This window comes from Gemmatimonadaceae bacterium (assembly GCA_036273715.1).
In the GTDB taxonomy this organism is placed as follows: Bacteria; Gemmatimonadota; Gemmatimonadetes; order Gemmatimonadales; family Gemmatimonadaceae; genus JADGGM01.
The window spans coordinates 1-25,743 of the sequence record DASUHB010000035.1 but is presented as its reverse complement, the minus strand read 5'-3'; the positions used below and the strand labels follow the sequence as shown (position 1 = coordinate 25,743).

Below are 25,743 nucleotides of genomic sequence, written 5' to 3'. Positions count from 1 at the left end.
GATCCGATCCCGGTTGGGGATGCCTCTTGCTCAGAAGATGAGAGATTCCTAATAATGCTCCAGGCATTGGCGACCTCGTCCATTATCTCTCCACCGGAAAACGTGCGCATGATTTCCGACGATCGCATGCAGCAACGGCTCAGGGAGGCGATCGTCCCGCCGAGCACTCCGCTGTCGGAGGCGCTCAGGATTCTCGATGCGAACGGCATGGGCGTGTTGATGCTGGCCAACGCGGACCGCCGTCTCATCGGCGTGATCACGGACGGCGATGTGCGCCGCCACATCCTGTCCGGCGCACCGCTCACCGTATCCTGTGAGAGCATTGCCTCTCGCCACCCCCGCGTCGCGAGCCGCGGGATGACGGCGTCGGAGCTGCTCGATCTCATGGGCCGCTCCCGCGACGACACGGTCGAGCACCTGCCCGTCCTAACGGACGACGGCATCGTGGTCGGCCTGGTCCTGCGGCGCGATCTCGTCGGCGCCGACGACACGTTCACCGCCGTCATCATGGCCGGCGGCTTCGGCAAGCGCCTGATGCCGCTCACGACCGACACGCCCAAGCCGCTCCTTCCCATCGGCGATCGCCCGCTCATGGAGCGCACGATCGAGCGCCTGCGCCACGCGGGCATCCGTCGCGTGAACGTGGCGACGCACTATTTGAGCGACAAGATCACGGACCACTTCGGCGACGGCCGCGAGTTCGGCGTCGAGATGCGGTACGTCACCGAGGATCGTCCGTTAGGCACCGCCGGCGCGCTGCGCCTCATGGAGCCGCCGACCGGCCCGCTCCTCGTCGTCAACGGCGACATCCTCACCGGCGTGAATTACCAGGACATGCTGGCCTACCACCGTGAGAACGGCGCGATCGCCACCGTCGGCGTGCGCAAATTCGATCTCGAGGTGCCGTACGGTGTGATCGACTGCTCCGGCGTGTCCGTTTCCGCGCTGCGCGAAAAGCCGGTGCAGCAGTTCCTCGTCAATGCCGGGATGTATCTGCTCGACCCCGCTGCCGTCGCGTACATCCCCGAGGGGGAGCGCTTCGACATGACGGATCTCATTCAAAAATTGCTCGCCGAGGGCCGCAAGGTGGTCGCGTTCCCGGTGGTGGAATACTGGTTGGACATCGGGAAGCCGGCCGACTACGAGCGAGCGCAGCACGACGTACTCCAGGTGAGGGCGTAATGAAGGTTCTGGTGACCGGTGGTGCAGGATACGTTGGATCGACGTTGGTGCCCGAGCTGCTCGCAGCCGGACACTCGGTGCGCGTGCTGGACAGTCTGCTGCACGGCGGACAGGCGCTGCTGCCCGTGTGGACCCACCCGCGCTTCGAGTTTGTGCGCGGCGATGTCCGTGACGAGCCATCCGTTAGGCAAGCCGTGTCCGGGATCGAGGCCGTCGTGCACCTGGCCGCCATCGTCGGCGACCCGGCGTGCGCCAGACAGCCCGATGTCGCGCGCGATGTCAATCTCTCCGCGTCGCTCTCGCTGCTCGACGCCGCGCGCCGCGCCGGCGTCGCCCGGTTCCTCTTCGCCTCTACGTGCAGCAACTACGGCAAGATGGCCGAATCCGATGGATACGTCGACGAGTCGTCGGACTTGCGGCCCGTGTCGCTCTATGCCGAAACCAAGGTCGGCGTCGAACGAGCGATGCTGGAAGACGGCATCGGCGCGACGGCGATGACGCCGCTGCGGTTCGCCACCGTCTTCGGCGTGTCGCCCCGCATGCGCTTCGACCTCACGGTGAACGAATTCACGATGGAGATGGTGCTGCGCGACAAGCTGGTCGTCTTCGGCGAGCAGTTCTGGCGGCCGTATGTCCACGTCCGCGATGCGGCGCGCGCCATCGTGGCGGTACTGCAAGCGCCGGAGCCGCAGGTGCGCGGCCAGGTCTTCAACGTCGGCGCCACGAAAGAGAACTATCAGAAGCAACAGATCGTCGACCACATCCGGCCGATCGCGCCTAACGCAGTGGTCGAGTTCGTCAAGCGGACCGAAGACCCGCGCGACTATCGCGTCTCGTTCGCGCGCATCAACAAGACGCTGGGCTTCGAGGTCTCGCGCACGCTCGACGACGGGATCCGCGAAGTCGCCCGCCTGGTGCGGGACGGTGTCGTCGGAGACGCGTCGCACCCCAGCTACCGCAACTGATGAGCACCCTCGCGCACGAGGCTCCGTTCGCGGAGCCGGCGCCGGCCGTGGCGTCTCCGATTCCGCTCTGCGTGCCGGAAATTCGCGGCAACGAGTGGGCGTACATCAAGGAGTGCCTCGACACGAACTGGGTGTCGTCGGTCGGCGAATATGTCGATCGCTTCGAGCGCGCACTCGCGAACGCGACCGGCGCCCAGTACGCGGTCGCGACATCCAGCGGCACGTCCGCGTTGCACACCGCCCTGATGGTCGCCGGCGTCGAAGCGGATGACGAAGTGCTCGTGTCGACGCTGACGTTCATCGCGCCGGTCAACGCCATCCGCTATGTGGGCGCGTGGCCCGTGTTCATCGACGCCGAGCCTGACTATTGGCAGATGGACTCGGCGGTCGTCGCGCGGTTCCTCGAAACGAAATGTGAGCGTCGCGGCAACGCGCTCTACGACCGGGCCACCGATCGCCGCGTGCGCGCGCTTCTGCCCGTGCACGTGATGGGGCACCCGGTCGACATGGCGCCGCTGCTCGATCTCGCGCGCCGGTATGACCTGATCGTCATCGAAGATGCAACCGAAAGTCTGGGCGCCCGCTATCGCGGCACCCCGGTTGGTCACATGGGCGACGTTGCTTGCTTCAGTTTCAACGGCAACAAGCTCATCACCACCGGCGGCGGCGGGATGCTCGTAACCGATCGCGAACATTGGGCACGCCGCGCGAAGTACCTGACCACGCAAGCCAAGGACGATCCGATCGAGTTCGAGCACGGCGCCGTGGGCTACAACTATCGCCTCACGAACATCCAGGCGGCGATGGGCGTGGCGCAGATGGAGCAGCTCGACGACTACCTCGCGGCCAAGCGGCGCATCGCCGACCGCTACGCGGCCGCCCTGTCGGATGTCCCGGGCCTTACGGTGATGCGCCAGGCACCATGGGCGCAGAGCGCGTGGTGGTTGTACACGGTGCTCGTCGATGCCGTGGAATTCGGGATGGACGCCCGTGCGCTCATGCGCCGCCTCGGCGAACGAAAGATCCAGACGCGACCGCTGTGGCAGCCCATCCATCAGTCGAAGCCGTACCGGGGCATGACGCCGGCGCTCGGATGTCCGGTCAGCGAGCGGCTGCACGGACAGGCGTTGAGCCTGCCGTGCTCGGTTGGGCTTCAGTCAGAGCAGCAGACCCGCGTCATCGACGCGGTCATCGCCGCTCGCGAGGAGGGCTGACCATGGAAACCGAAACCCGCATCAGCGAAGACGAAAAGAAGCTCTGGACCGACGAAAGCCAGCTCGCGTATCACACGCGGCAGTTCGATCGCCCGTATCGCAGCACGGTGCACCTGGACACGTTCCTGTCGCGGCTTTCCTTGCGGGGCGGCGACGCGCTGGACGTCGCGTGCGGCGCCGGCGCGAACATCATGTATCTCAGCCGCTCACTCCGCGGTTTCCGGTGGACGGGACTCGATCTTGCCGGCGACATGCTGTTCCCCGTCGCCCGCGAACACTTCGCCGAGGCCGGGCTCGATGTGTCCCTCGTCACCGGCGACCTGTTCGATCTCGATCAAGCGTTAGGCGGCCGGTCGTACGATCTCGTGATGCTCTTGCAGACGCTCTCCTGGCTCCCCGACCACGAACGCGCGCTTGCCCAGTTGCTCGGCGCGACGAAGCCCGGTGGATGGCTGGTGTTGAGCGCACTCTTCGCCGAGGCCGACGTGGATACCGAGTGCCTCGTGTACGACCACGCCGTCGTTCCCGAATTGCCGCCGTATCACATCAACGTCTACAGCCTGCGCCGCATTCGCGCGTTCTGCGAGATGCACGGATGTCGCGAGTTCCGCGCGCAGCCGTTCGACATCGACATCGATTTGCCCCGGCCCGACTCGGGCGGTCTGGGCACCTTCACGCAGACGATGCAGAGCGGCCGCCGCATGCAGTTCACCGGGCCGGTGTACCTGCCGTGGATGTTCGTCGCGGCGCGCATGGGCGAGTGAGGCGTCCGATGTCCGACGCCACCCAGCGCGCGCTCCGCGTCGCCGTCGTCCAGTCCGACGTCCGGTTAGGCCACATCCGGGCAAACGTCGATTGCACCGCGGCGCAGGTGCGCGCGGCGAGCAGTGTCGGCGCCGAGCTCGTGCTTCTGCCCGAGTTGTGGTCGACCGGTTATGACCTCGAGCATGCGTCCGCGCTGTCGCACGAAAACCGCGCATCGGTCCTGCCCGAAATCGCGCGTCTGGCGCAGCACCATCGACTGTTCATCGCCGGGTCGCTCCTGCTGTCCGATGAGCTGGGTCGCGTTCGCAACACGCTCACCGTTCATGGCCCCGACGGATCGCTCATCGCCGAGTACGCCAAAGTGCATTTGTTCGGCCTCATGGATGAGCCGCACTATCTGTCGGCCGGCGATGCATCCGTCACCTTCGCATTGCCGCAGTGCACGGCCGGCGCCGCGATCTGCTATGACCTGCGCTTTCCGGAGCTGTTCCGACTATATGCTCTCGAGGGCGCGCACCTGGTCATTCTGCCCGCTGAATGGCCGGCCGTTCGTGTGGAGCATTGGCGCACGCTGGTGCGGGCACGCGCCATCGAAAATCAACTGTTCATCATCGCCTGCAATCGCGCAGGCACGTCCGGCAGCACCGAGTTCGCGGGCCACTCCATGATCGTGGATCCGTTAGGCCAGCCGATCGTCGAAGGCGGCGAGAAGGAAGACCTGTTGTTCGCGACACTCGACTTTTCCCGCGTGACGCATGCGCGTGCGCAGATGGATCTCTTGGGCGATCGCCGTTCCGACGTGTACGGCACGCCCGCTCAACTCGCCAACCGGCAATGACTGACGCTGCTACCGATATTCGCCTCCACGCCGCGACGCCTCCCGCGCCGACCGGCCCCGTTCGCAACTTCGCCAGGAGCGAGGAGCTCAACGAGCACTTTCACGACATCGTGCCCGCGGCGACGCATACCTACAGCAAAGGAGACGATCAGTTTCCCGCGCGGTCGCCCAAGCTGATTGCGCGCGCCCAAGGTGCGTACTGCTGGGACGTCGACGGCAATCGATTCGTCGACTGGGCCATGGGCAATCGCGTCATGGTCCTCGGCCACGCCTATCCGGCGGTGAACGAGGCGGTACGCCGCCAGATCGAGTTAGGCGTGAACTTCACGCGCCCCGGCCTGCTGGAGTACGAGCTGGCCGAATATCTCGTCGATCTGCTGCCGGTTGCCGAGATGGTAAAGTTCGGGAAGAACGGTTCCGACGTCACGACGGCGGCCATCAAGCTCGCACGTGCGTACACCAACCGAAAAATCGTGGCCGTGTGCCGCGAGCATCCGTTCTTCAGCATTCACGACTGGTTCATCGGCACGACGCCGACGAATGCCGGTGTGCCCGACGAAGTGTCGGCGCTCACCGTGAGCTTCCGATACAACGACATCGCGAGCCTCGAGACGCTGTACGCACAGTATCCCGGGCAGATCGCTGCCGTGATCCTGGAACCGGTGAAGAACGACGAGCCGCGCGACAACTTTCTGCAGGCGCTGCGCGACCTGACGCGCCGGGAAGGCACGGTGCTGATCTTCGACGAGATGATCAGCGGACTCAAGTTCGACCTGCGCGGCGCGCACCATCGATGGAAGGTGTATCCGGATCTGGCTTGCTACGGTAAGGCAATGAGCAACGGATACTCGTTTTCGTGTCTGGCCGGCCGCCGGGACATCATGGAGTTAGGCGGTCTGCGCCACGACACCCGCCGCGTGTTCCTCCTCTCGCAGACACACACCTCGGAAACCGTCGGCCTCGCGGCGTGTCGCGCAACGCTCGAGGAGTATCAGCGTAAGAACGTCGGCGATCACATCTGGTCGCTCGGCGCAAAGCTCGTCAAGGGCGTTCGCGACCTCGCCGCGGCAGAAGGCGTGTCCGATCACGTGCGCGTGATCGGCTTCGACTGCAATCCGCAGATCATTTGTACCCGCGCCGATGGCTCGCCGTGGCCTGCGCTGCACACCTCGTTCCATGAGGAAGTGATCTCGTGGGGCGTGCTCGTTCCATGGATCACGATCACGTACTCGCACGGCGATGAGGAAATCGCACGCACGCTCGAAGCGCTGCAACACGGCATGCGCAAGGTGCGCCGCGCCATCGACGAGGACAACGTCGAAACGTCGTTCCTCGGCGACGCCGTGAAGCCGGTGTTCCGGACGTTCAATCGATGCTGTCAAACTCGTTGCGGCCGCTTGCATCCGGATGCGCCGCAGCTCGCGTGCTGCACCGGTCCCGAAGGCGCGGTATGATCGCGGCGATCGTACAGGCGCGGATGGGGTCGACGCGTTTGCCCGGCAAGGTCCTCATGCCGGCGGCCGGCCGTCCACTGCTTGCGCACCTCCTCGAGCGTCTGGGCAGGTCTCGAACCGTCGATCGCATCGTGGTCGCGACATCGGGCGACCGCCGCGACGATCCGATCGTGGCCTGCTGCGAATCGTTAGGCGTCGACACGTTTCGTGGGAGCGAGAGCGATGTCCTCGATCGGTACTATCGCGCGTCCGTTCTCGCAGGCGCCGACCTGGTCGTGCGCGTCACCGCCGACTGTCCGCTCGTGGATCCGATGATCGTGGATGCAATGGTCCGCTATGCGCTCGACCACGATGGCGAGGCCGATCTCGTGACCAATCGGCACCCCCTCACGTTCCCGGACGGACTCGACCTGGACGTCATCCCGTCCCACGCCCTCGCGCGCGCGTGGCGCGAGGCGATGACGCAGCAGCAGCGCGAGCACGTGATTCCGTACTTCTGGGACGCCGGACTTCGCGTCCACAACCTCGAGCACCCGGCAAATCTCTATCTGCATCATCGCTGGACGCTCGATTACGCCGAGGACTACGCACTCATCCGGCACCTCATCGAGACCCTGTATCCATCGCACGGCGCTTCGTTCACGATGGAAGACCTCGTTCGACAGGCCGAACAGGACGCCGAGCTCTCGCGGTCGAATGCGCAGTACATTGTTCCGCAGACGGTCGCGCAGTCGGGCCGGCTGCTCGCCCTTGCTGCAACGCCGACCCCTGTCGACGCATGACGGAAACCACCTTGTCCGCTCCGATTCGCCCCCCGTTGACCGGCGCGAGCGACTACACGCAGGCCGATCTGGTCCACGCGCTGCGCGCATCTGGAATCGAATCAGGCGACCTCATCTTTGCCCACATCGGTCTCGATGCGTTAGGCAGCCCGTACGGCTGCGCGACCGATGACGAGACGAGCGCGATGCTCATGCGCGCGTTCGACGACGTGCTTGGTCCGACGGGCACGCTGCTCGTTCCAACCTATACGTTCTCGTTCTGCCGCCAGCAGCCGTTCGACATCGAACACACGCCGACGGAAGGCGGACCCTGGAGCACGTTCGGTCCGTTTCTCGAGTATTTTCGTCGGCGCGCCGGGACCGTCCGGTCGGGCGACCCCATTCATTCGGTGGCCGGGTGTGGTCCGCTCGCCGCCGCCATCCTGGGCGACGTGCCGCCGACGTGCTTCGGTCCGGGCAGCGTCTTCGATCGCCTGCGTGCCGCGAACGGCAAGGTGTGCACGATCGGCGTCGGGTTGAGCGAAGCCAGCTTTCAGCACTTCGTCGAGGAGTCGGTAGGCGTGCCATTCCGCTTCCGGAAACTCTTCACCGGCGTCGTCCGCGAGCAGGGACGGGAGCGGAAAACGGGATGGGTGTTCAACGTTCGTATCCTCGGGGACGAGAGCGAACCGCACCTCACTCGCCTCGAAGCCGCGGCTCGCGCGGCAGGCATCTGCACGCTCGCGCCCGTTGGGCGTGACGCGGTGCGCACGGCCGCCTGCGCGCCGCTGTACGATTTGATCGCGCGCGAGTTGCGGCGTGATCCCTGGTTCACCGCGCGCGGACCGGCGGCGGATCCGATCGAGATGGAACGCCGGCGCGTGCCGCCGAGGCGCTTCCCGGTTTCGTTAGGCGCCAACGCGTCCATGACCGAGATGATCGACGGCCTCTGGCGTTTGCCGCGCGACATCGTCTCCGACGGCTACGACGCCGCGCTGGCCGCGCTCGCCCGGCAAGTGCCGATGGCGGTGCACGAATATCCGGCAGGCAGCGAATGCTGGAGCTGGATCGTGCCCGAGAGGTGGACCTGCCACGAGGCGTATCTCGAAACCGTCGATGGCCAGCGGCTGTTTTCGTACGCCGATCATCCGTTGCACGTGGTGTCGTACTCGCTGCCGTTCGATGGAGTCGTCTCGCGAGAGACGCTGCTTGCCCACTTGCACGTCGATGAGAAGCAGCCGGATGCGATTCCGTTCATCTTCAAGTACTACGAGCGCGATTGGGGACTGTGCTGCAGCAAGACCCTTCGCGACTCGCTGCACGACGACGAGTATCGGGTTGTTATTCGCACCACCTTCGCGTTCGACACGTTGAAGGTCGGCGAAGTGGTCGCGCGCGGCTCGAGCGACGAAATCGTCATGCTGTGCGCGCACTTGTGTCATCCGCACATGGTGAACGACGATCTCAGCGGCGTCGTGGTCGGGATTGATGTCATGCGCGCGCTGCTCGCGCGGCGGGACCTTCACTATACCTACCGCTTCACGATCGTCCCCGAGACCATCGGATCCGTCGCGTACCTGAGTCGGAACGAACATCTCATTCCGCGCCTAACCGGCGGCCTCTTTCTCGAGATGCTCGGGCTCGAGCATCCGCACGCACTGCAGCTATCGTTTGCCGGCAATACGCCGCTCGATGAGGTGTTCGGTGAGGCGCTGCGTGCAGCCGACCCGCAGGGATGGACGGGTGCGTTCCGTACCGTCATCGGAAACGACGAGCGCCAGTACAACGCGCCCGGTGTACGCGCCCCGATGTTGTCGCTCTCTCGTGTGGTGCGCCCCGAGTCACCGGAGTGGCCGTATCGCGGCTATCACTCGAGCAACGACACGCCCGCGCTCGCCCGGCGCGAGAGCCTGGAAGCTTCCCGAGATCTGGTGCTGCGCATGATCGATGCGCTCGAAGCGGAGTGCGTCCCCGTGAACCTGTACAAGGGCGAAGTGTTCTGCTCGCGATTCGGCGCGCACATCGATTTCTACACGAACCCGGAAGGCAACAAGGCGTTGTTCGACATTCTTTTTCTTGTCGATGGCACCAGAACTGTGAGGCAGATCGCGAAGGAGTGCGGCATTTCTCTCGAAGCCGCACGCGGTACGATCGCCGAGCTCGAGCGCCGCGGGATTCTGCGGTTGGGCCCCGTGCCGGCCGCGAGCACGGCGAGCCCGATGGCCTCCCATCGGCCCGCCGACCGATGACGGAGCTTCTGCAGCACGCCCGCGAGTACACCGTGCGCCGGGCGCTAATGTTAGGCGTCCGCGCCATGCGGCGGCATCCGCTGCTCAGCATCATGCTGCTCATCGCGACCCTGTCGCAGGGGTTCCTTCAGGGAATGCTCGTGTGGGCACTGCGGAAGGTGCTGTTGCTGTTCAGCAACGAGATGCACCGGGATGCCGGCACCCTCGTGTGGGGTGCGATCGCAATCTTCGGCATCTGGCTGCTTCGCGTGTTCACGACGTATCTCGGCCAGCAAGCGTCGGTTCGGCTCGCACACCACGTCGAGATCGGTGAGATGCAGAGTGTGCTCGCCAAGTTCATGACGCTCTCCGTTCGGAGCATCGAACGCAACAGCCAGGGCGAGATGGTGTTGTCGACGTACGAAGACGTGAAGGGCATCAGGCAGGTGACCTTGGCGCTCGGAACGATCGTGCTCTCGCTGTCGCGACTTGCGGGCCTGGCGGTCGTTTGCTGGGTGATCAGTCCTAAGTTGGCGATCGTTGGACTGATCACGCTGCCGGCAGGCCTCGTCCCGGCGTACTACTTCGGACAGCACATCACCCGCGCATCCGAAAGTGAGCGGCTCACGGTGAGCACGCTGTTCGACAGCTTCTTCCAGGTTGCTTCCGGGTTCCGCGTCATCAAGGTGAACCGCGCTGAACCGCGGGTGCTCGAGCGCGCGCGCATTATTGGACACGATCTCTACCGGTTCGTCGTGCGACAGAACGGCGCGAAGAACCTTGCGCGTTTGTTGGTCGAAGCGGTGTCCGGTTTGGGACTGGTCGCGGTGCTCATCATCGGCGGCCGTGACGTCGCACTCAATCATCTGTCGTGGCAATCGCTGCTCAGCCTTCTCATCGCGATCATGGCCGTGTACTCGCCGATCGTCGACTTGCTTGGCGTCTACAACACCGTTCGCCAGTACCTCCCGCACCTCGGCCGCGTCGCTGCGATTCTCTCCACGGAATCGGACGTGCGCGATGCGCGCGAGGCGCAGCCCCTGCTCGATGCGCCGGCAGAGATCGAGCTACAGGACGTCTCTTTTGCGTACGGTGAGGCGCTCGTGCTGCAGGGGGTGTCGGCGACGTTCAAGCGTGGTGAGACGATCGGAATCGTGGGAGCTTCCGGATCGGGCAAGTCGACGTTGGTGTCCTTGCTCTTGCGCTTCTACGATCCGGCATCGGGACGCATTCTCGTGGATGGCGTCGATCTCCGGCTGATTCGCTACAAGGACTTGATGGATCGCTGCGCCATCGTAATGCAGGAGCCGTTTCTGTTTCTCGACACGGTCGCGAACAACATTCGCATTGGGCGGCCCACAGCCACGATGGAAGAGGTCGAGGCTGCGGCACGCGCGGCCAACGTGCATGACGAGATCATGCGGATGGAGCGCGGCTATGACACCATTGTTGGTCGGAGGCGCGACGCCCGAGGCGTTTCGACGGGACAAAAGCAACGCATCTGCATTGCTGCCGCGTTGCTCAAGAACGCGCCGTTGCTCTTCCTGGATGAAGCAACGAGCAGCCTCGACTCCGTATCCGAGCGACGCGTGCAGGAGGCGCTCGAGCGCTTGATGGAAGGGCGCACGACGTTCGTCGTGGCACACCGCCTCTCCACGCTGCGCGCGGCGGATCGCATCATGGTGCTCGATCGCGGCCGCCTGATGGGGCTCGATTCGCACGAGATGCTGCTCAGCACGTGCGACACCTACCGGCGTCTCTGGCAGTTCCAGACCGGCGAGGCGCAGGAGCTCGACAACGCGTACGTCCCAACGGTCTAACGCTGTGCGGGCCATGGAGCATCCTGAACCGGCCGCGTCCGTGCCGGGTGTGCGGGTCCTGGTCGACTGCGGCGACTATCGTTGCGGCAACATGGGCGACGTCGCGATGCTGCAGGTCGCGACCGAGCGGTTAGGCGAGATCTGGCCCGACGGAGAAATCCGCGTCATGACGTGGGATCCCGCGCGCCTCGCACGCTACTGCCCCCGCGTGCAACCGGTCGCCGGGCGTGGGCGCGATGCGTGGCTTGCAGATCGCACGTTGCTTGGCCGGTTACACGGTCTTTTGCCCAAGGCCGCGTCCCGGGCACTGGTGCGCTCACGGCATGCGGTGAGGAGAAGGTGGCCGGGGGCGATCGATCTCGCGCTGCGCGTTCGCGGTGCGGTCCCGGCGGACGTCGCCGAGGACATGGACACGTTCCGTTCGGCCGTCGACAGGGCGGATCTGGTGATCGTCGCTGGTGCTGGCGGCATCACCGATCACGCACATCGATGGGCGATGCCCGTGCTCGAGCTGCTCGACATGGCCGTCAGACGGGGAACCCCGGCGGCGATGATGAGCCACGGACTGGGCCCCCTCGACACGGACGACGAGCTGCGTCGGCGCGCCCGAGAGGTCTTGCCGCACCTCGATCTGATCGCCCTTCGAGAACAGCGGCTGGGGAAGCCGTTGCTGGCAGACGCCGGTGTCGATGCTCGCCGCGTGCGCATCACCGGAGACGACGCGATCGAGCCGGCGTACCGCGCCCGCCATCCGGTGTTAGGCGAAGCCATCGGCGTCAACGTGCGGCTGTCGTCTTCGTCGGCACTCGACGCCTCGATCTGCGACCTGCTGCGACCGGCGCTCCACGGGTTCGCGCATGAGAAACGCGCGGCCATGGTGCCGCTCCCTATCGACGGCAGTGATGTCGACTCCATCCGCGCCCTGCTTGCGGACTATACGGGAGACGTAAACGACGGCGGCGCCATCGACACACCGGCGGCGATGATCGAACGCGTGTCGCGTTGCCGCATCGTTGTCACGTGCGCCTATCACGCCGCGGTGTTCGCAGCGTCGCAGGGCATTCCAGTTGTGTGTCTCGCCAAGTCATCGTACTTCCTCGGCAAGTTTCGCGGTCTCGCCGACCAATTCGGTGACGGATGCAGCGTCGTTGCCTTGGAGGAAGATGGTGCGGACGCGAGCCTCCGTCGCGAGATCGCCCGCGCGTGGGACTGCGCGACCGCGACGCGTCCGTCGCTGCTCGACGCGGCGACGCGCCAAATTGCCGCCGGGCGCCGGGCGTATCTCGACCTCGCTCAGTTGGTCGCGTCACGAGTGGCTGCTCGCGGCGCGGCGCGGCGTCGTCCCGCGCCCTCCACTGCCGCATTGGTGGGCCGCTCATGATCGAGCCGCGTCCCCGTACGCGTGTCGAGCGCCGCGTGCTCATCTCGGTGCCACGACCGAGCCGCGACCTCGATGGGCTGGCACTCGTCGCGTACCACCTCTCGCGCCGCCACGGCGTGTCCGCAAGCTTCTGCCTGCCCGACGATGTCGATGACGCCTGCGTAAGGCAGGCGCCGGACGCAATCGTCCTCGACATACTCGGCTGGGATTCTCGCGTGCGCCAGGTGGCGCGCGCAAAGACCCTCGGCATGCGCGTCGTGATCGTACCGGTGGCCGGACTGTATCCGTCCGATGCCGACCACATCGCAGGCAACGACACCGAAGCGCGAGAGCAAGTCGATCGCTTCCTTGTGTGGGGATCGCGAAGCGCGGAGCACCTCGCTTCGCACGGCATCTCGGCGTCGCGGATCCGGACCGTGGGCGTTCCTCGATTCGACTTCTATCACGCGCGCTACCACCGGCTGATGGGAACGCGCGTGGAGTTCCTGCGACGTCAGGGATTCGATGGCGCAGGTGCGCCGATACTGGTGTGGGCGACCGGAACGCCCGAGGCCGACGGCCTCACGGACCACCAGATCGCCGAGCGCGCCGAGCTCGGAAGCCTAACGGAAGAGCAGATCAGACGCGAGATCGGCGACCAGCGCACGGTCTTTCGAGAACACTCCGCCCTGGTCATGGAGCTCGCGCGCCGTCACCGCGATTGGGTCGTGATCATCAAGGTCCATCCCAGGGAGTCGCCGCTCAAGTACGAGTCGCTTGTCCGCGGTCAGCCGAATGTCCGGCTGGCGACCAACGAGCCCGCGCGCATGTTTCTCTATCATTGCGAGGCGTTGTTGCAATGCGGCTCGACGACGTCCACCGAAGCGTGGCTCTTGGACAAGCCGGTCATCCAGTTGCCGTCGACTGCATCGTGGAACGACGAGCTGCCACCGCTCTATCACCGCGCGAACCAGGACGTCGCCGATCTGGAAGAGTGCGAACGCGTTTTATGCGACATCGTTGGCGGTGCGTCTCAGACAGGAGAACGACGGGACGCGCGTGAGACGTTCGTGCGGAACAATTTTTTCGCCAGCGATGGCATGGCGGCGGTACGGTGCGCCGACGAAATCGCCGCGTTGATACTGCCGCCGATGCGCACTGATGCCGAAAGCGGTGAGAGCGCGGCCCTCGCACACCAGACTGCGCAGCACGGTGTCCGCTCCGAGAGCGCGACGCTGACCAGCCGATTGAAGGATGCCATCGGCATGTCGCGCAATACCTCGCTGCGTCCGTGGCGGTGGGCGCGACAGCGCGCCCCCGTGACGCGCCCAACGCGAGAAGCGGTCGACGAGTTGTACCGGAGTTTCGACGCCGTGTGTGCCGATGCGGAAGAGCGCAGCGAGGAAGCATGTTAGCGTTCATCGCGCGTTCCCTCACGGGTTACAACGGCGCCGATCTCCTCGCGGGTGACATTCTCGACGGCCTCGCCGCGTCGGGGCAGGTGGTATCCGTCGTAACCGACGACGCGCGTCTCGCCGCAGTGCGCTCCGCCGGCGTGTCCACGACGCGCTGGCTCGAAGCGCCGAAGCTCGTTCCGTTCCCCGCCAGCATGCGTCATCGCAAAACTACGCGGGCGTTGGCACGCTGGGCGAAATGGGGCGTGCTCGATATGCGTCATCGGCGGGCGCTGCGCCATCTGAGTCCTGCCCTCACGTTGGTTAATGCCTTCGGCAGCCACCGAGAGACCATCGTGCGCACTGTGCGGGGCAACGGCCCTGCCGCGCTCATCGTGCACGAATCACCGCGGCATTTCGGCGGACCTCATCAGCCCGTCGCGCTGCAGTCGGCGCTCCGGATCCTGGCGTCCTACACCCATCTCATCTTCGTGTCATCGCGCTGCCGGGACGAATGGCTCGCGTTCCCGGAGCTCGCGGCGAAGCCGGCGTACCATGTGCCCAACTGCTGTAGGGAGGCTGACGTCGCCCGTGTCCAACTGGAGGCGCGCGAAGCCGTGCGAGCACGGTTAGGCATACCGCGCGACGGCTATGCGGCGACGTGCGTCGCGACGTTGCAGCATCGCAAGGGCCAGGACACGCTCCTCGATCAGTTGGACGCGCTCATCGCGGCGGCGCCCAACCTCGAACTCTACCTTGTCGGCGCACCGGTGCACGACCGCGCGTGGGCTGACGAATTGAGACGCCGCACGGCGCAGCATCCGGTGCGCGCACGCGTGCACTTCATGGGCGGCCGCGATGACGCGTTGGATTTCATCTACGCGTCGGACGTGCTGCTTCTGCCATCGCGCGCCGAAGCCATGCCGCTGGTCGTACTCGAAGCGATGGCGCTCGGCACGCCGGTCGTTGCCGCTGCCGTAGACGGAGTTCCCGAAATGATTGTAGACGGGCACACGGGCCTGCTCGTGAACCCGAGCGCGCCCGACGGGTTCGCCGAAGCGCTTGCCAAGCTCCATCGGGTGCCCGGACTTGCGGCCGAACTCGCATCCGGCGGCGGCGATCGATATCGCCGGTTGTTCTCGCGCGAGAAGCTCATCCAGCGATACGCGGCGTTGGTCGATGAAATCACGTCGCCAGCGGTCGCTTCCGCACAACTTGGAGATTGCAGATGCGTTCACTCGTAACAGGCGGCGCCGGCTTCATTGGGTCGCACGTGGCACGTTACTGCCTGGAGCTCGGGCACGAGGTGACTGTTCTCGACGACCTCAGCGGCGGGTTCAAAGACCAGGTGCCCGCCGCTGCCGATTTCGTCGAAGGATCCGTGACCGACGACGTCCTCGTCGCGCGCCTCTTTACCGAGCGAAAATTCGAATTCGTCTATCACTTGGCGGCCTATGCCGCCGAGGGATTGTCCCACTTCATCCGCCGGTTCAACTACACGAACAACCTGATCGGCAGCGCGAATCTGATCAACGAGTCGGTCAAGCACGACGTGAAATGCTTCGTGTTCACCTCGTCCATTGCCGTCTACGGCGCAGGGCAGTTGCCAATGGATGAAGCAATGGTCCCGCAACCCGAAGATCCGTACGGCGTCAGCAAGTACGCCGTGGAGCTGGATCTCCGCGCGGCGCACGAGATGTTTGGTCTCAATTCGATCATTTTTCGGCCGCACAACGTTTACGGGGAGAACCAGAACATTGGAGATCGCTACCGGAACGTGATCGGCATCTTCATGAATCAGCTGATGCGCGGTGAACCTCTGACGGTCTTCGGCGACGGCACGCAGACGCGCGCCTTCAGCTACATCGGCGACGTCGCGCCGCTCATCGCACGCAGCGTCTGCGCCTCCTCCGCATACAACGAGACGTTCAACGTCGGCGCCGATACGCCCTATTCGGTCAACGAGCTGGCGCGCGTCGTGGGGTCGGCGCTCGGTGTCGAGCCGACGATTCGATATCTACCGCCGCGCAACGAGGTGCTGCACGCATACGCGACGCACGAAAAGGCGCGCCGCTTTCTCGGCGCCGCGCAGCCCGTATCGCTCGAGGATGGAATCGAGCGCATGGCCACATGGGCCCGCGTGGTCGGTGCGCGGCGCGCCAAGCGCTTCGAGAACATCGAGATCATGCGCAAGTTGCCGCCGGTGTGGCTCGAGTGAACGCCGCGCCTTCCAATGGGATCGCACCCGTGACGCCGATTCGCGTCTGGTGTCTGTTGCGCGACCAGTTTGCGCACGTCAGGCCCGTCGAGGCTGCGTTAGGCGCGCGCGCCGAGTTCACGTACGATGAGACGTGGGATCCCGAGGCCCTGGTCCGTGCGCGTCCCGACGTCGTCGTATGCGTGAACGATTGGCCGTACGAGATCGCGCAGTGTCTCGATGCTGCACGCGCGGAGCACATTCCATCGCTCGTTCTCCAGGACGGGATCCTCGAGTGGCGCTGCCAATACGAGAATCCGCTCTTCGGTGAAGGCGGCGGGGCCCCGCAGCACCAGCCCGTGCTGGCAGACTACATTGCGTGTCTCGGCAACCAGAGCGCGCGCCAAATCGCGGGGTGGGGCAACGCTGGGAAAACGCTCGCCATCGGAATGCCGCGCCTGGACCACCTGGTCTCGCGGACCGCTGTGCCGCGCCGCACGCCGGGGCGCACGATCCTCGTGATGACGGCGAAGAATCCCGGATTCACGGAGCGTCAGCGCGCGACGACACTTCAATCGCTACTCGATGTGAAGGCGTATCTCGAGACGCGACCGGACCTCACGGTGCTGTGGCGCGTCGGGCGCGAGATCGCGCGTCCGCTCGCGATCGAGAATCTGGTGCGAGAGATGGAGAGCACCGAGCTCGCCGCCATCGTCGAGCGAGCCGACGCCGTAGTGACGACGCCGAGTACGGCGATGCTCGAAGCGATGCTGTTGGGCCGGCCGGTTGCAGCGCTCGACTATCACAACGTCCCGCGCTTCGTCCCTACGGCGTGGACCATTTCGGCGCGCGACCAGATCGGTCCGGTTCTCGGTGACGTGCTTGCCCCGACTGCGCGAAAACTAGCCTACCAGAACGACGTCCTGCACGACTGCCTCGAGTGTGACGGACCGGCTGCGCCGCGCGTGGCCGAGGTGCTGGAGCGCCTGGCGCGCGGTGACGCGATACGGCCATCGCACGTCCCGTCGGGTGGGCAGGGAGCGCCGCCGTTAGGCGACCTCTATCCCGACGAGCCGATTTTCGGCGAGCACGACATCCGGCAACTGCAAGTGCGGCTCGCCCGCTTGCAGAAGGAAAACCAGAAATTGCGGCGCCGCCGCCGCTTGCTCGACGCCGCGCGAGGCCTGTGGTCGCGGTCCCCACGAACGGATCGGAGCGATCGATGACGCCGCAGGCCACGTTGAGCACGATGAGTCGGACCGAACCCGCGGCACGACGCCGCCCCGTTGGGCGGCTCATGGGCATGACCCAGAGCGCCTTCGATCCGGCCAGCCGCATGCGCTTCGTCCAGTTCATTCCACTGTTCGAGGACGCCGGCTGGGACGTGCTGCACCGACCGAACAAGCCGGACCGGCAGTGGCGCAGCCGGCTGCCCACCCGGCTCGCGCGCGGCATGCATTATCGCTCGGGACGCGGCGTCATGAAGGTGCGCCGCTTCGCCGACATCGCCGCCTCGCGCGGCGTCGATGTCGTGTTCGTGAATCGGGATCTGGCCGGGGGCCGGCATTTCCACGAGCGCCTGCTGCTCCGGTCTAACGCTCGCGTCATCTTCGACTTCGACGACGCGATCTTCTCCGGCTCGCAGCGCGCCGAACAGCGCGTCCGATGGATGTGCGAACACGCCGCGTGGGTCACACCAGGCAACGCGTACCTCGCCGACTGGGCGCGCCGGTACAACGATCACGTGACCGTCATTCCGACCGTCGTCGACACGGATCGATACGAGAGCCGACAATGGTCGGCCGCCGATGCGTCCAGGCCCGTGCGGATCGGCTGGACCGGATCGGATGCATCGATCGCCCATACGTTGTTTCCGTACCTCGAGACGATCGCACGCGCCCAACGCGAGTTCGATTTCGAGTTCGTCATCGTCACGAACACGCACCCATCGATCTCGACCCCCGGATTTCGCTGGACGTTTCACCCGTGGCGCGCCGAGGAAGAAGGCGCGCTCGGCCGCCTGTTCGACGTCTGCATCATGCCGCTCGCCGACAATGAGTTTCAGCGCGGCAAATGCGGGCTCAAGCTGCTGCAGGGAATGGCGGCCGGACTCCCGACCATCGCGTCGCCGGTCGGCGTCAACAGTGAAATCGTGCAGCCGGGCAAGACCGGCTTCCTCGCCCAGACGCCGGACGAGTGGCACGAGGCGCTCGGCACGGTGGCGCGATCGCCGGAGATCCTGCCGGCGTTAGGCGCAAACGGTCGCGATCGGTGCGTGCGCGAATACTCGCTGCAGCGCTGGTTCCCGGAGATGCTCTCGCTCGTCGAACGGGTGGCGGCGATGCCGCGGCACAGAGGCACGTGACGCCGTTGACCGGATTCCGGAAGGCTTGGGCCAGTCGGCCCGAATTACCGGACTGCTCGCTGGTGGTTGCCACGTACGAGCGGCCCGTCGCCATCGTGACGCTGCTGGCCGCGTTGAATGAGATGGCCGATCCACCCGGTGAGGTTGTCGTCGTCGACGGCTCGAGCGGCCGAGATACCGAGCGCGCCGTCCGCGACTGGAGTCTGACTGCCGAGTCGCCGTTCGACCTCATTTACGTGCGCAGCCCGGCCGGCCTGACGCTCCAGCGCAACGTCGGCGTTGACGCGTCTGCAGGAGCGTTCGTCTTCTTTCTGGATGACGACTGCGTGCCGCACGACGGATACTTCCGTGAAATTCGGCGCGCGTTCGTAGAGGATGCCTCACGACAGATCGGGGCAGTCGCCGGCGCCATCATCAACGAGATGAACAATCGGCTGTCCGGGCGCTGGCGCGCACGCTTGGCCTTGCGGCTTGCCGAGCGCGGAGAGCCGGGCTCGTATCTTTCGAGCGGTGTATCCGTTCCCGCGAGCACGGTGGCACCCTTCACCGGACTGCGACACGTGCAGGTGGTACCGGGTGGTGCGGTCGCGTATCGCCGCGAGGTTCTCAACGAGTGCCGGTTTTCACTCTTCTTTTCCGGCTACGCACAGGGGGAGGACCTCGAGATGTCGTTGCGAGCCGGCGCACGTTGGAAGCTCGTGTGGTGCGGCGACGCGCATGTGTCCCATTTTCACGCCGTCGAGGGACGTCCCGCATCGGTGGCAAAAGGACGGATGGAAGTGCGTAACCGCTACTTCATCTGGAAGCGGCACGCGGCGCCATCGCGTCTCGACCGCTTTCGTTTTTGGGCGGATCTCGCCTACGGCGCCGTGTACGATGTCGCGACCTTCGCGTCCGATCCCCGTTCGTCGTCGCCCCTGCGGCACGCATGGGGCGTCGTGAGGGGCCTTGCCAGCTGCCTAACGGCGCCGCCCCGATACATCGAGCCGAAGGCACAGCGTGAATACGACGTCGCTCTCGAAACCCTTGCGCCGGGGTCGACGCGCGGGCGAACCGTACCGGCGGCGCCGCACACGGCGGCATGACGGCCATGCGGATCGCGGATTCGACGCTGGTGATGTTCTGGGACTACGACACCCAATGGGGTGCGGATCGGTCGCGGTTGTCTAACGGGAAAGCGACGTGGGGGCATCTCGAGTTCGAGAACACCGAGCGCGTCCTGGAAGCGCACGCCCGCTACGATGTGCCCGCCTGTTTCGCCGTGGTTGGTGCCGCTGCGCTCGATGGCCAGCGCCCATACCATGATCCGGAGCAGATCCGGCGCATTCACGGCGCGGGGCATGAAGTCGCGAGTCATTCGTTTCACCACGAGTGGCTGCCGGCGGTCGGCATCCGCGGGCTCGAAACCACCGTCCGGGAAAGCCGCGATGCGCTCGAGCAGTGCATTGGAGCGCGCGTCATCACGTTCGTGCCGCCCTTCAACCAGCCGTTCGACTACTGGCGCGCCGCATCCATAAGCTTGTCCGAACGCCGGAGCGTGCCACGCGATCGCATCGATATTCCCCGTTTGTGCACGACGCTGCGCGAGGCGGGATATCAGGTGTGCCGCACTGCGTTCAGATCTGCGCTGCTGCGCGTCCGCGACCGCATTACAGCCGAGTGCCATCGCGCTCCCGGAATGCCGCGCTCGATCTCGGGCATCCTCTGCCTTCAGCTCAACACGACGTGCGGCTTTCGCGACGATGTCCTCAACGCCATGCGCGCGAACCTCGGCAAGCCCGGGCTGTGGGTTGTGTACGGACATCCGCACTCGATTTCGGATCCGGATAGCACGCAGTCGGACTCGAAGCTCGAGCACTTCCTGGCAACCGTCTCGGAGTGGAAGCGAGCGGGCCGGTTACGGTGCGCGCTGCCCCGTGATCTCGTCGGCGCCGCCGTGCCTACCACGGTCGAGGCATGATCTACATGCCCGCCCTCGCATCGATGCCAGTGTGCGTCGTCACGTTCAAGGAGTGCTGGCGCGACGCCGATGGCGTGTGGCTGACCGATGGCGGCTTTCCAGGCCAGATGGCGGCACTCGCCTCCGTGTTCGGCCCGATGACGATTGTCATCTGCGAGATTCCGCCGCGTGACGGAGGAAGCCCGCTGCCCGCGACGGCCCGGGTGGTGCCACTCGCGCGCCCGACGGGACACGACTGGCGTCGCAAGCTGTCGTTTCTGACGCGCGTTCCGGGTTATTCGCGTACGATACGGCGCGAAATCGGCGGCGCCGACGTCGTCCATGTGCCGCTGCCGGGCGACGTTCCGCTGTTAGGCATGGCAATCGCGATCGCTGAGCGGAAGCGCATTTTCGCCCGCTACTGCAGTTCCTGGGAGACGAACACGCAAACCACGGTCTGGAATCGGCTCACGAAGGCGTGGATGCGCGCACTCGCTACGGGAAAGCACGTCATGCTCGCCACAGGCGCCGCCGCCGACTTCCCGGCGGACGGTGTTCGGGCCGTGTTTGCGACGAGCATCACCGACAGCGAAGTGAAGCGCGTGCAGCCGGACCTCGATCGACTGCCTGGCAGCGTGCTGCGGCTCAGTTTTGCGGGCCGCCTCTCTCGCGAAAAAGGAATTCGCTACCTCATCGAAGCGATCGCCTCGTTGCGCGCGCAGGCTGACGCACCGCGCATCGAGCTCGAGATTATGGGTGATGGGCCGTCGCGTGCGGAGCTCGAGGCGCTGGTTCGACGGATCGATGCTACAGGCGTGCGCTTTCTCGGCCAGCTGAATCGCGGGGCGCTGCTCGATCGATTGCAGCAGTCGGACGTTTGTGTGCTGCCGTCTTTGAGTGAGAGCTATTGCAAGGCGCGCCTCGATGCGATGCTCTGCGGCACGCCGGTCATCACCACTCCGGTCGGCTCCGGTCGCGCAATCACGGGTCCCAACGGCGAACGCGGACTGCTCGTGCCCGTTGGGCTGGCCGACGCGATTGCCGACGCCGTCAGGCGTGCCGCCGCTTGGGATGACTGGCCCGCGCGCCGCGCGCGCTGCCGGCGATTCGCCGAGCAGCACACGCTCGAGCGCTGGGCGGAGGAGATCGCGGACCGGTGTCGCGACCGGTGGGACACGGACGACGTTCGGGAGATCGCGTGACGACGACTGCCGTCTCGCGCCGGCCCCACGCTCGCGTCAGTCGTTCCCACGGACGCTGGCAGCGCCTGGGCCTAACGGCGTCCGTGCTGGCTGCGACGGGCGGCGCGATTGGTGTCGTGCTCGGACTGCACAACGGTCTGCTGTTCCTCACGCTCATTGGCTTCGTCGGCGCCGTCGTCGGCCTCCGTTATCCGGCCATCGGCCTGCTCTCCGTCGGCATCATCTGCACAACGGATGCGCCGGCACGAGTCTTCGTTTTCACGGGCGGCTTCCTTCGCTTCAATACGTTCAATTACTGGCTCGTCCTGGTGGCAGTGTTGTGCGCTCCATTCGTGCTTCGCCTCGGCGGAGCGACCGTGCGCACACTCCAATTGTTCATCGTCTATTTGCTCATCGGTTTCACGATTACGCCCGACCCGGCTGCCGGCATCCAGCACGTCCTGAACATCGTGTCGACGTTTGGCCTCATTGTCTATTTCGTCGCCGTGGCCCGCGACACGGAAGGCTTGTATTGGTTAGGCGTCGTGTGCGGAGTGACGGGCGCGCTCGTCGGACTTGCGTATAACCTGCAAATCCTCGTCCTGCCCTACATCGACGAAAACGCGTGGGCGCTGTGCCCGGTGACCGCGATGCTCGCGATCTGCCTTGGCTATAGCGAGGGTGGCAAGCTTCGCGGTGGGACCGCCACGCTGTCGCTGCTGTTAGGCATCAACGCCGTTTGGGTTTTTCTGAGCGCCAGTCGCGGCGGCATGATGGTCGCCCTCTGTTGCGTCCTGTTCATCACAATGTCGATCTCTGGATTGCACCGGCGCCTCGGTGCGATCCTCGCGGCCGCAGTGATTGTGGCAATGATTGCAACCCAGTTCACGGGCATGACGGACCGCGCGCTGTTTCGCGTGAACAAACTTTTCAGCAGCCAGTGGAGTGCGGCGGGCCGCACGAGCGGCCGGTCTGATCTACTGATCGGCGGCCTCTACATCTCCCGCCAGCATCCGCTTGGCGTCGGCACTGGCGGGTTCGCAAAAACGTGGGAGCAGTTGCCGCTGTTGAGCGGACAGTCGGGCTTTGCTGCCGGCGAATACAAGCAAGCGCATTCGGCATGGGTAAAGACGTTCGCCGAGAACGGTATACCGGGCGGTGTGCTTCTCAGTGCGTTCCTACTCTCCTTTACCGTAGTCGGATGGCGTAGCCGACAACGACGGCTCTTTCATCTCGGGCTGCTCGTTACAGCGGTGCTCGCGATCTCGTTCGCCGTAACGGAATTTCAATCGAAGGGACTCTGGTTTCTCGTCGCCGGCGTGTATGCAGAGATGGAACGAGTTCAGATCGTCGCGATTCTCCGCCAGTTGATGCCGGCCGAACAGGCGAACCGCCTTCGCAGAGCCTTGACGCCTCGCCTCGGTCATGCGGAGTGAGCGGCTCCGTGTCGCACTGGTCGTCGGCAGCATGGTGCGAGGCGGAGCAGAAAAACAGCTGCTCTATTGGGCGCGAGCGCTCCGCGACAGCGGCGCCGAGGTACGGCTGTACGCCCTCACGCGCGGCGAGCCGTTCGAGGCCGATGTTCGCAATGCGGGATTCTCGCCCGTGTGGATCGGCGAGCGACACGGTCGCGCCAAGCGAATCTCGGCGCTGCGAGCAGAGGCGCGCCGGTTTCGGCCGCACATCGTCCAAAGCACGCACTTTTTCGCCAACCTTTACGCCGCGACGACAGCGCTCGGGACCCGCGCGCTTTCCGTCGGAACGCTACGCAGCGACGGCACGCTCGAGCAAAGCGAGAACGGCCGGTGGACGCCGTGGTTGGCTCGCGCCCCGCATGGGCTGATCGCCAATTCGAGCGCGGGGTGCCGCGCCGCTCTCGCATTTGGTGCCCATCCGGCGCGTGTGCGAATGGTGGCCAACGCGATCGATGTCCCGCAATTCGATGAGCTAGCTTCCTTGGCGGGTCGCCGCGCAGCTCCGGCAACGGGCGATGTCGTCCTGCTCGGGGTGGGCCGTTTGATCGCGGCCAAGCGATTCGACGTCTGGCTCCGTGTCCTTGCGCGTGCTCGCCAGGCTATTCCCGGATTGCGGGGCGTTCTGATCGGCGACGGCCAATTGCGCGCGGAACTGTCACGCCAGGCCGCGGAACTCGGCCTTCTCCCGGACGGACTCGAGATGCTGGGCGAGCGCTCCGACGTTCCGGCCCAGTTAGGCAAGGCCGACATCTACGTATCGTCCTCCGATCACGAAGGATTTCCCAATGTGGTCCTGGAAGCGATGACGGCTGCGCTTCCGGTCGTCGCTACGGCCGCGGGCGGCACCGTCGATGTCGTACGCGACGGTCACACCGGCTTTCACGTTCCAGTCGGGGACGAGGACGCACTGGTGGACTGTGTTCTCCAGTTGGCGAAGTCGCCCGAGCTCCGTCGTCGCCTCGGTTCTGCCGGTCGTCAACGAGTGATCGACGAAAGCGGGTTGGAGACGCTTGGACAGCGTCTCCGTGAGGCGTACCGATGCATCGCACGCGGAAAGCGCATCCCGGTCTGACGCGAGCGCAGCCAAAAAAAAACGTCCCGGGCGGCACCGCAACCAGCGGATGCGCCCGGGACGTTTCGTTTGCACGTTTCCTAACGGGACGACTCTGTTTCTTATCGAGCGAGCGTCACGACGTCCTGAGCACCACGAATGCGTAGAACGTTGGCGCTGTCATCAACGGAGCGGTCGGCGAACCACCAATTGCCGCAACCGGTGCCACGCTGGGCAGCGGGATGCTGACCGTCCCGCCGGCGTACGTGCCGCTGTACGCGGGTGCGCCGTAGAAGTTCTGTGCGTTACGGACTTCGAATTGGTCGCCCGGCTTGAGAACGCTCGAGAGGTCGACGGACGCCGCACCGCCATGGCTCCAATTGTACACGGCGATGTTGGCGCGACCGGATTCGTACTTGTTCGGCTCGACCACAATCTTCTGGCCGCTCGGCGATCCTGCATCGAAGGAGCTTCCGGCATCGCGTCCGGTGACTCGCTGCCAATCGCTGAATGTGTAGCCGTTGCCGCCGGCTGTGGCGGTCACCGTGCCGAACGGCTGCGAGATGCCCAGTGAACCAGGCTCGAAATACTGCTGCGCGGTCATCGAGTACGAGGAGAATGACTGTCCGCTCATCAGCTCGATCGCGACGACTTGCGGCGTGCCACCGATCAGCGTGTTCCCGGTGAATGTCAACGAGCTCCAGTTCTGCAACTGCACCATTCCGCCGAAGTAGTTGCCCGTGATGCGGCCGTTGGAGCTGGGTACGCCATAGTCGAGACCGAATTTGGCCGTCTTCCAGCGGTCATTCCGGTAGGTCATGTTGCCGGTCGCGACGAAGTTCTGCATGCCGTTCTCGGTGCCGCCGGCGACGATGTCCTGCGCTTCGGAGGTGCCGAGGGTGCCGTTGTTGAACGCGATGTTGCCGTCCAGCGTGATGTTGTTGATGTGCGTCGATTGCGAATAGATCTGGATGCCGTAATCGAAGTTGTCGAACACAATATTGTCCTGCAGCAACTTCGTTCCACTCAGATTCTGAATGTAGAGTCCGTGTCCGTGGGCGCGATCAGTGCCCTGCCAGCCGTTGTTGTAGAACAGCGATCCGTAGACTTCGGCGTTGGTGGCGGACTCCCAGGCGGCGAGACCGTTCCCGAGGTCATGCACCACGACGTTGACGAACTTTGTGCCCGGCCCATTCACCGTCACCTGGTAGTTGGCGCGGGGAATGTCCGTGGCGAAGGATCCGGACTGATGCGAGATGCGCAACGGATCGGAGTCCATGAACTCCATGCCCCAGAACGTGGTGTAGCCGCCGTTCACGGTCATGAAGCCGTTGATGGTCGCACGCTCGCCGGGATACTGACGCACGATGATCGGTGCGCTCGCCGTTCCGGTGAGGGTGCTGGTGTATTGGTTGTAGCCGCCGCTCCCGTAGGTACCGGCGCGCATCCACACCGTGTCGCCCGGATGGATCCGGCCACCGGCGCCAGCCAGCGCCGTCGTCAGATTCCAGGGCGAGCTGGCCGTGCCCGCACCGCCGCTCGATCCGTTAGGCG

21 protein-coding genes are annotated in these 25,743 nt (G+C 65.2%); 20 read left to right on the top strand and 1 reads right to left on the bottom strand.

The window, feature by feature from the left end:
- The first annotated feature begins 108 nt into the window (after positions 1-108).
- From VFW04_08335 to VFW04_08240, 20 genes are read left to right on the top strand one after another with little or no spacing between them, the layout of a single operon-like run.
- Positions 109-1,182 (top strand): nucleotidyltransferase family protein, encoded by a 1,074-nt coding sequence (locus VFW04_08335; protein ID HEX5179321.1) that lies wholly within the window; start codon positions 109-111, stop codon positions 1,180-1,182.
- A complete protein-coding gene (locus VFW04_08330) occupies positions 1,182-2,147 on the top strand; it encodes an NAD(P)-dependent oxidoreductase (protein HEX5179320.1) in 966 nt (321 codons plus the stop codon). Before VFW04_08335 ends, VFW04_08330 begins: the two co-directional genes overlap by 1 nt.
- The gene (locus tag VFW04_08325; protein ID HEX5179319.1) at positions 2,147-3,361 is read left to right on the top strand and encodes a LegC family aminotransferase; all 1,215 of its coding nucleotides are present in this window, start codon (positions 2,147-2,149) and stop codon (positions 3,359-3,361) included. The genes VFW04_08330 and VFW04_08325 overlap by 1 nt, the downstream gene beginning before the upstream one ends.
- Before the next feature lie 2 nt (positions 3,362-3,363).
- The gene (locus VFW04_08320; protein ID HEX5179318.1) at positions 3,364-4,125 is read left to right on the top strand and encodes a class I SAM-dependent methyltransferase; all 762 of its coding nucleotides are present in this window, start codon (positions 3,364-3,366) and stop codon (positions 4,123-4,125) included.
- An 8-nt stretch (positions 4,126-4,133) separates the two neighbouring features.
- A complete protein-coding gene (locus tag VFW04_08315) occupies positions 4,134-4,964 on the top strand; it encodes a carbon-nitrogen family hydrolase (GenBank protein HEX5179317.1) in 831 nt (276 codons plus the stop codon).
- Positions 4,961-6,418, top strand: coding sequence for a glutamate-1-semialdehyde 2,1-aminomutase (locus VFW04_08310; GenBank protein HEX5179316.1), 1,458 nt, complete (start codon positions 4,961-4,963; stop codon positions 6,416-6,418). Before VFW04_08315 ends, VFW04_08310 begins: the two co-directional genes overlap by 4 nt.
- Positions 6,415-7,200, top strand: coding sequence for a glycosyltransferase family protein (locus tag VFW04_08305; GenBank protein HEX5179315.1), 786 nt, complete (start codon positions 6,415-6,417; stop codon positions 7,198-7,200). The genes VFW04_08310 and VFW04_08305 overlap by 4 nt, the downstream gene beginning before the upstream one ends.
- On the top strand, positions 7,197-9,428 hold the full coding sequence (locus VFW04_08300) for a DUF4910 domain-containing protein (GenBank protein HEX5179314.1): 2,232 nt from the start codon (positions 7,197-7,199) through the stop codon (positions 9,426-9,428). The genes VFW04_08305 and VFW04_08300 overlap by 4 nt, the downstream gene beginning before the upstream one ends.
- Positions 9,425-11,227, top strand: a complete 1,803-nt coding sequence (locus VFW04_08295; GenBank protein ID HEX5179313.1) for an ABC transporter ATP-binding protein — start codon at positions 9,425-9,427, stop codon at positions 11,225-11,227. The genes VFW04_08300 and VFW04_08295 overlap by 4 nt, the downstream gene beginning before the upstream one ends.
- Positions 11,228-11,240: 13 nt before the next feature.
- A complete protein-coding gene (locus VFW04_08290; protein HEX5179312.1) occupies positions 11,241-12,608 on the top strand; it encodes a polysaccharide pyruvyl transferase family protein in 1,368 nt (455 codons plus the stop codon).
- Positions 12,605-14,002 (top strand): surface carbohydrate biosynthesis protein, encoded by a 1,398-nt coding sequence (locus VFW04_08285; protein HEX5179311.1) that lies wholly within the window; start codon positions 12,605-12,607, stop codon positions 14,000-14,002. Before VFW04_08290 ends, VFW04_08285 begins: the two co-directional genes overlap by 4 nt.
- A complete protein-coding gene (locus tag VFW04_08280) occupies positions 13,996-15,225 on the top strand; it encodes a glycosyltransferase family 4 protein (protein ID HEX5179310.1) in 1,230 nt (409 codons plus the stop codon). The genes VFW04_08285 and VFW04_08280 overlap by 7 nt, the downstream gene beginning before the upstream one ends.
- The gene (locus VFW04_08275; GenBank protein HEX5179309.1) at positions 15,210-16,199 is read left to right on the top strand and encodes an NAD-dependent epimerase/dehydratase family protein; all 990 of its coding nucleotides are present in this window, start codon (positions 15,210-15,212) and stop codon (positions 16,197-16,199) included. Before VFW04_08280 ends, VFW04_08275 begins: the two co-directional genes overlap by 16 nt.
- A 29-nt stretch (positions 16,200-16,228) precedes the next feature.
- Positions 16,229-17,404 carry a hypothetical protein gene (locus VFW04_08270; GenBank protein ID HEX5179308.1) on the top strand — a complete coding sequence of 392 codons (1,176 nt, stop codon included), beginning with the start codon at positions 16,229-16,231 and terminating at the stop codon, positions 17,402-17,404.
- Positions 17,401-18,543 carry a glycosyltransferase family 4 protein gene (locus tag VFW04_08265; protein HEX5179307.1) on the top strand — a complete coding sequence of 381 codons (1,143 nt, stop codon included), beginning with the start codon at positions 17,401-17,403 and terminating at the stop codon, positions 18,541-18,543. The genes VFW04_08270 and VFW04_08265 overlap by 4 nt, the downstream gene beginning before the upstream one ends.
- Positions 18,450-19,628: a glycosyltransferase gene (locus tag VFW04_08260; GenBank protein ID HEX5179306.1), complete on the top strand. Its 1,179-nt coding sequence runs from the start codon at positions 18,450-18,452 to the stop codon at positions 19,626-19,628. The genes VFW04_08265 and VFW04_08260 overlap by 94 nt, the downstream gene beginning before the upstream one ends.
- The gene (locus VFW04_08255; protein HEX5179305.1) at positions 19,625-20,503 is read left to right on the top strand and encodes a polysaccharide deacetylase family protein; all 879 of its coding nucleotides are present in this window, start codon (positions 19,625-19,627) and stop codon (positions 20,501-20,503) included. Before VFW04_08260 ends, VFW04_08255 begins: the two co-directional genes overlap by 4 nt.
- Positions 20,504-20,508: 5 nt before the next feature.
- Positions 20,509-21,684, top strand: a complete 1,176-nt coding sequence (locus VFW04_08250) for a glycosyltransferase (protein HEX5179304.1) — start codon at positions 20,509-20,511, stop codon at positions 21,682-21,684.
- The gene (locus VFW04_08245) at positions 21,681-23,099 is read left to right on the top strand and encodes an O-antigen ligase family protein (protein ID HEX5179303.1); all 1,419 of its coding nucleotides are present in this window, start codon (positions 21,681-21,683) and stop codon (positions 23,097-23,099) included. The genes VFW04_08250 and VFW04_08245 overlap by 4 nt, the downstream gene beginning before the upstream one ends.
- Positions 23,089-24,210, top strand: coding sequence for a glycosyltransferase (locus VFW04_08240; GenBank protein HEX5179302.1), 1,122 nt, complete (start codon positions 23,089-23,091; stop codon positions 24,208-24,210). Before VFW04_08245 ends, VFW04_08240 begins: the two co-directional genes overlap by 11 nt.
- 115 nt (positions 24,211-24,325) lie before the next feature.
- Here VFW04_08240 and VFW04_08235 read toward each other — a convergent pair.
- Positions 24,326-25,743, bottom strand: a 1,418-nt coding sequence (locus VFW04_08235) for a right-handed parallel beta-helix repeat-containing protein (GenBank protein HEX5179301.1), incomplete at its 5' end; no start/stop codon positions are given.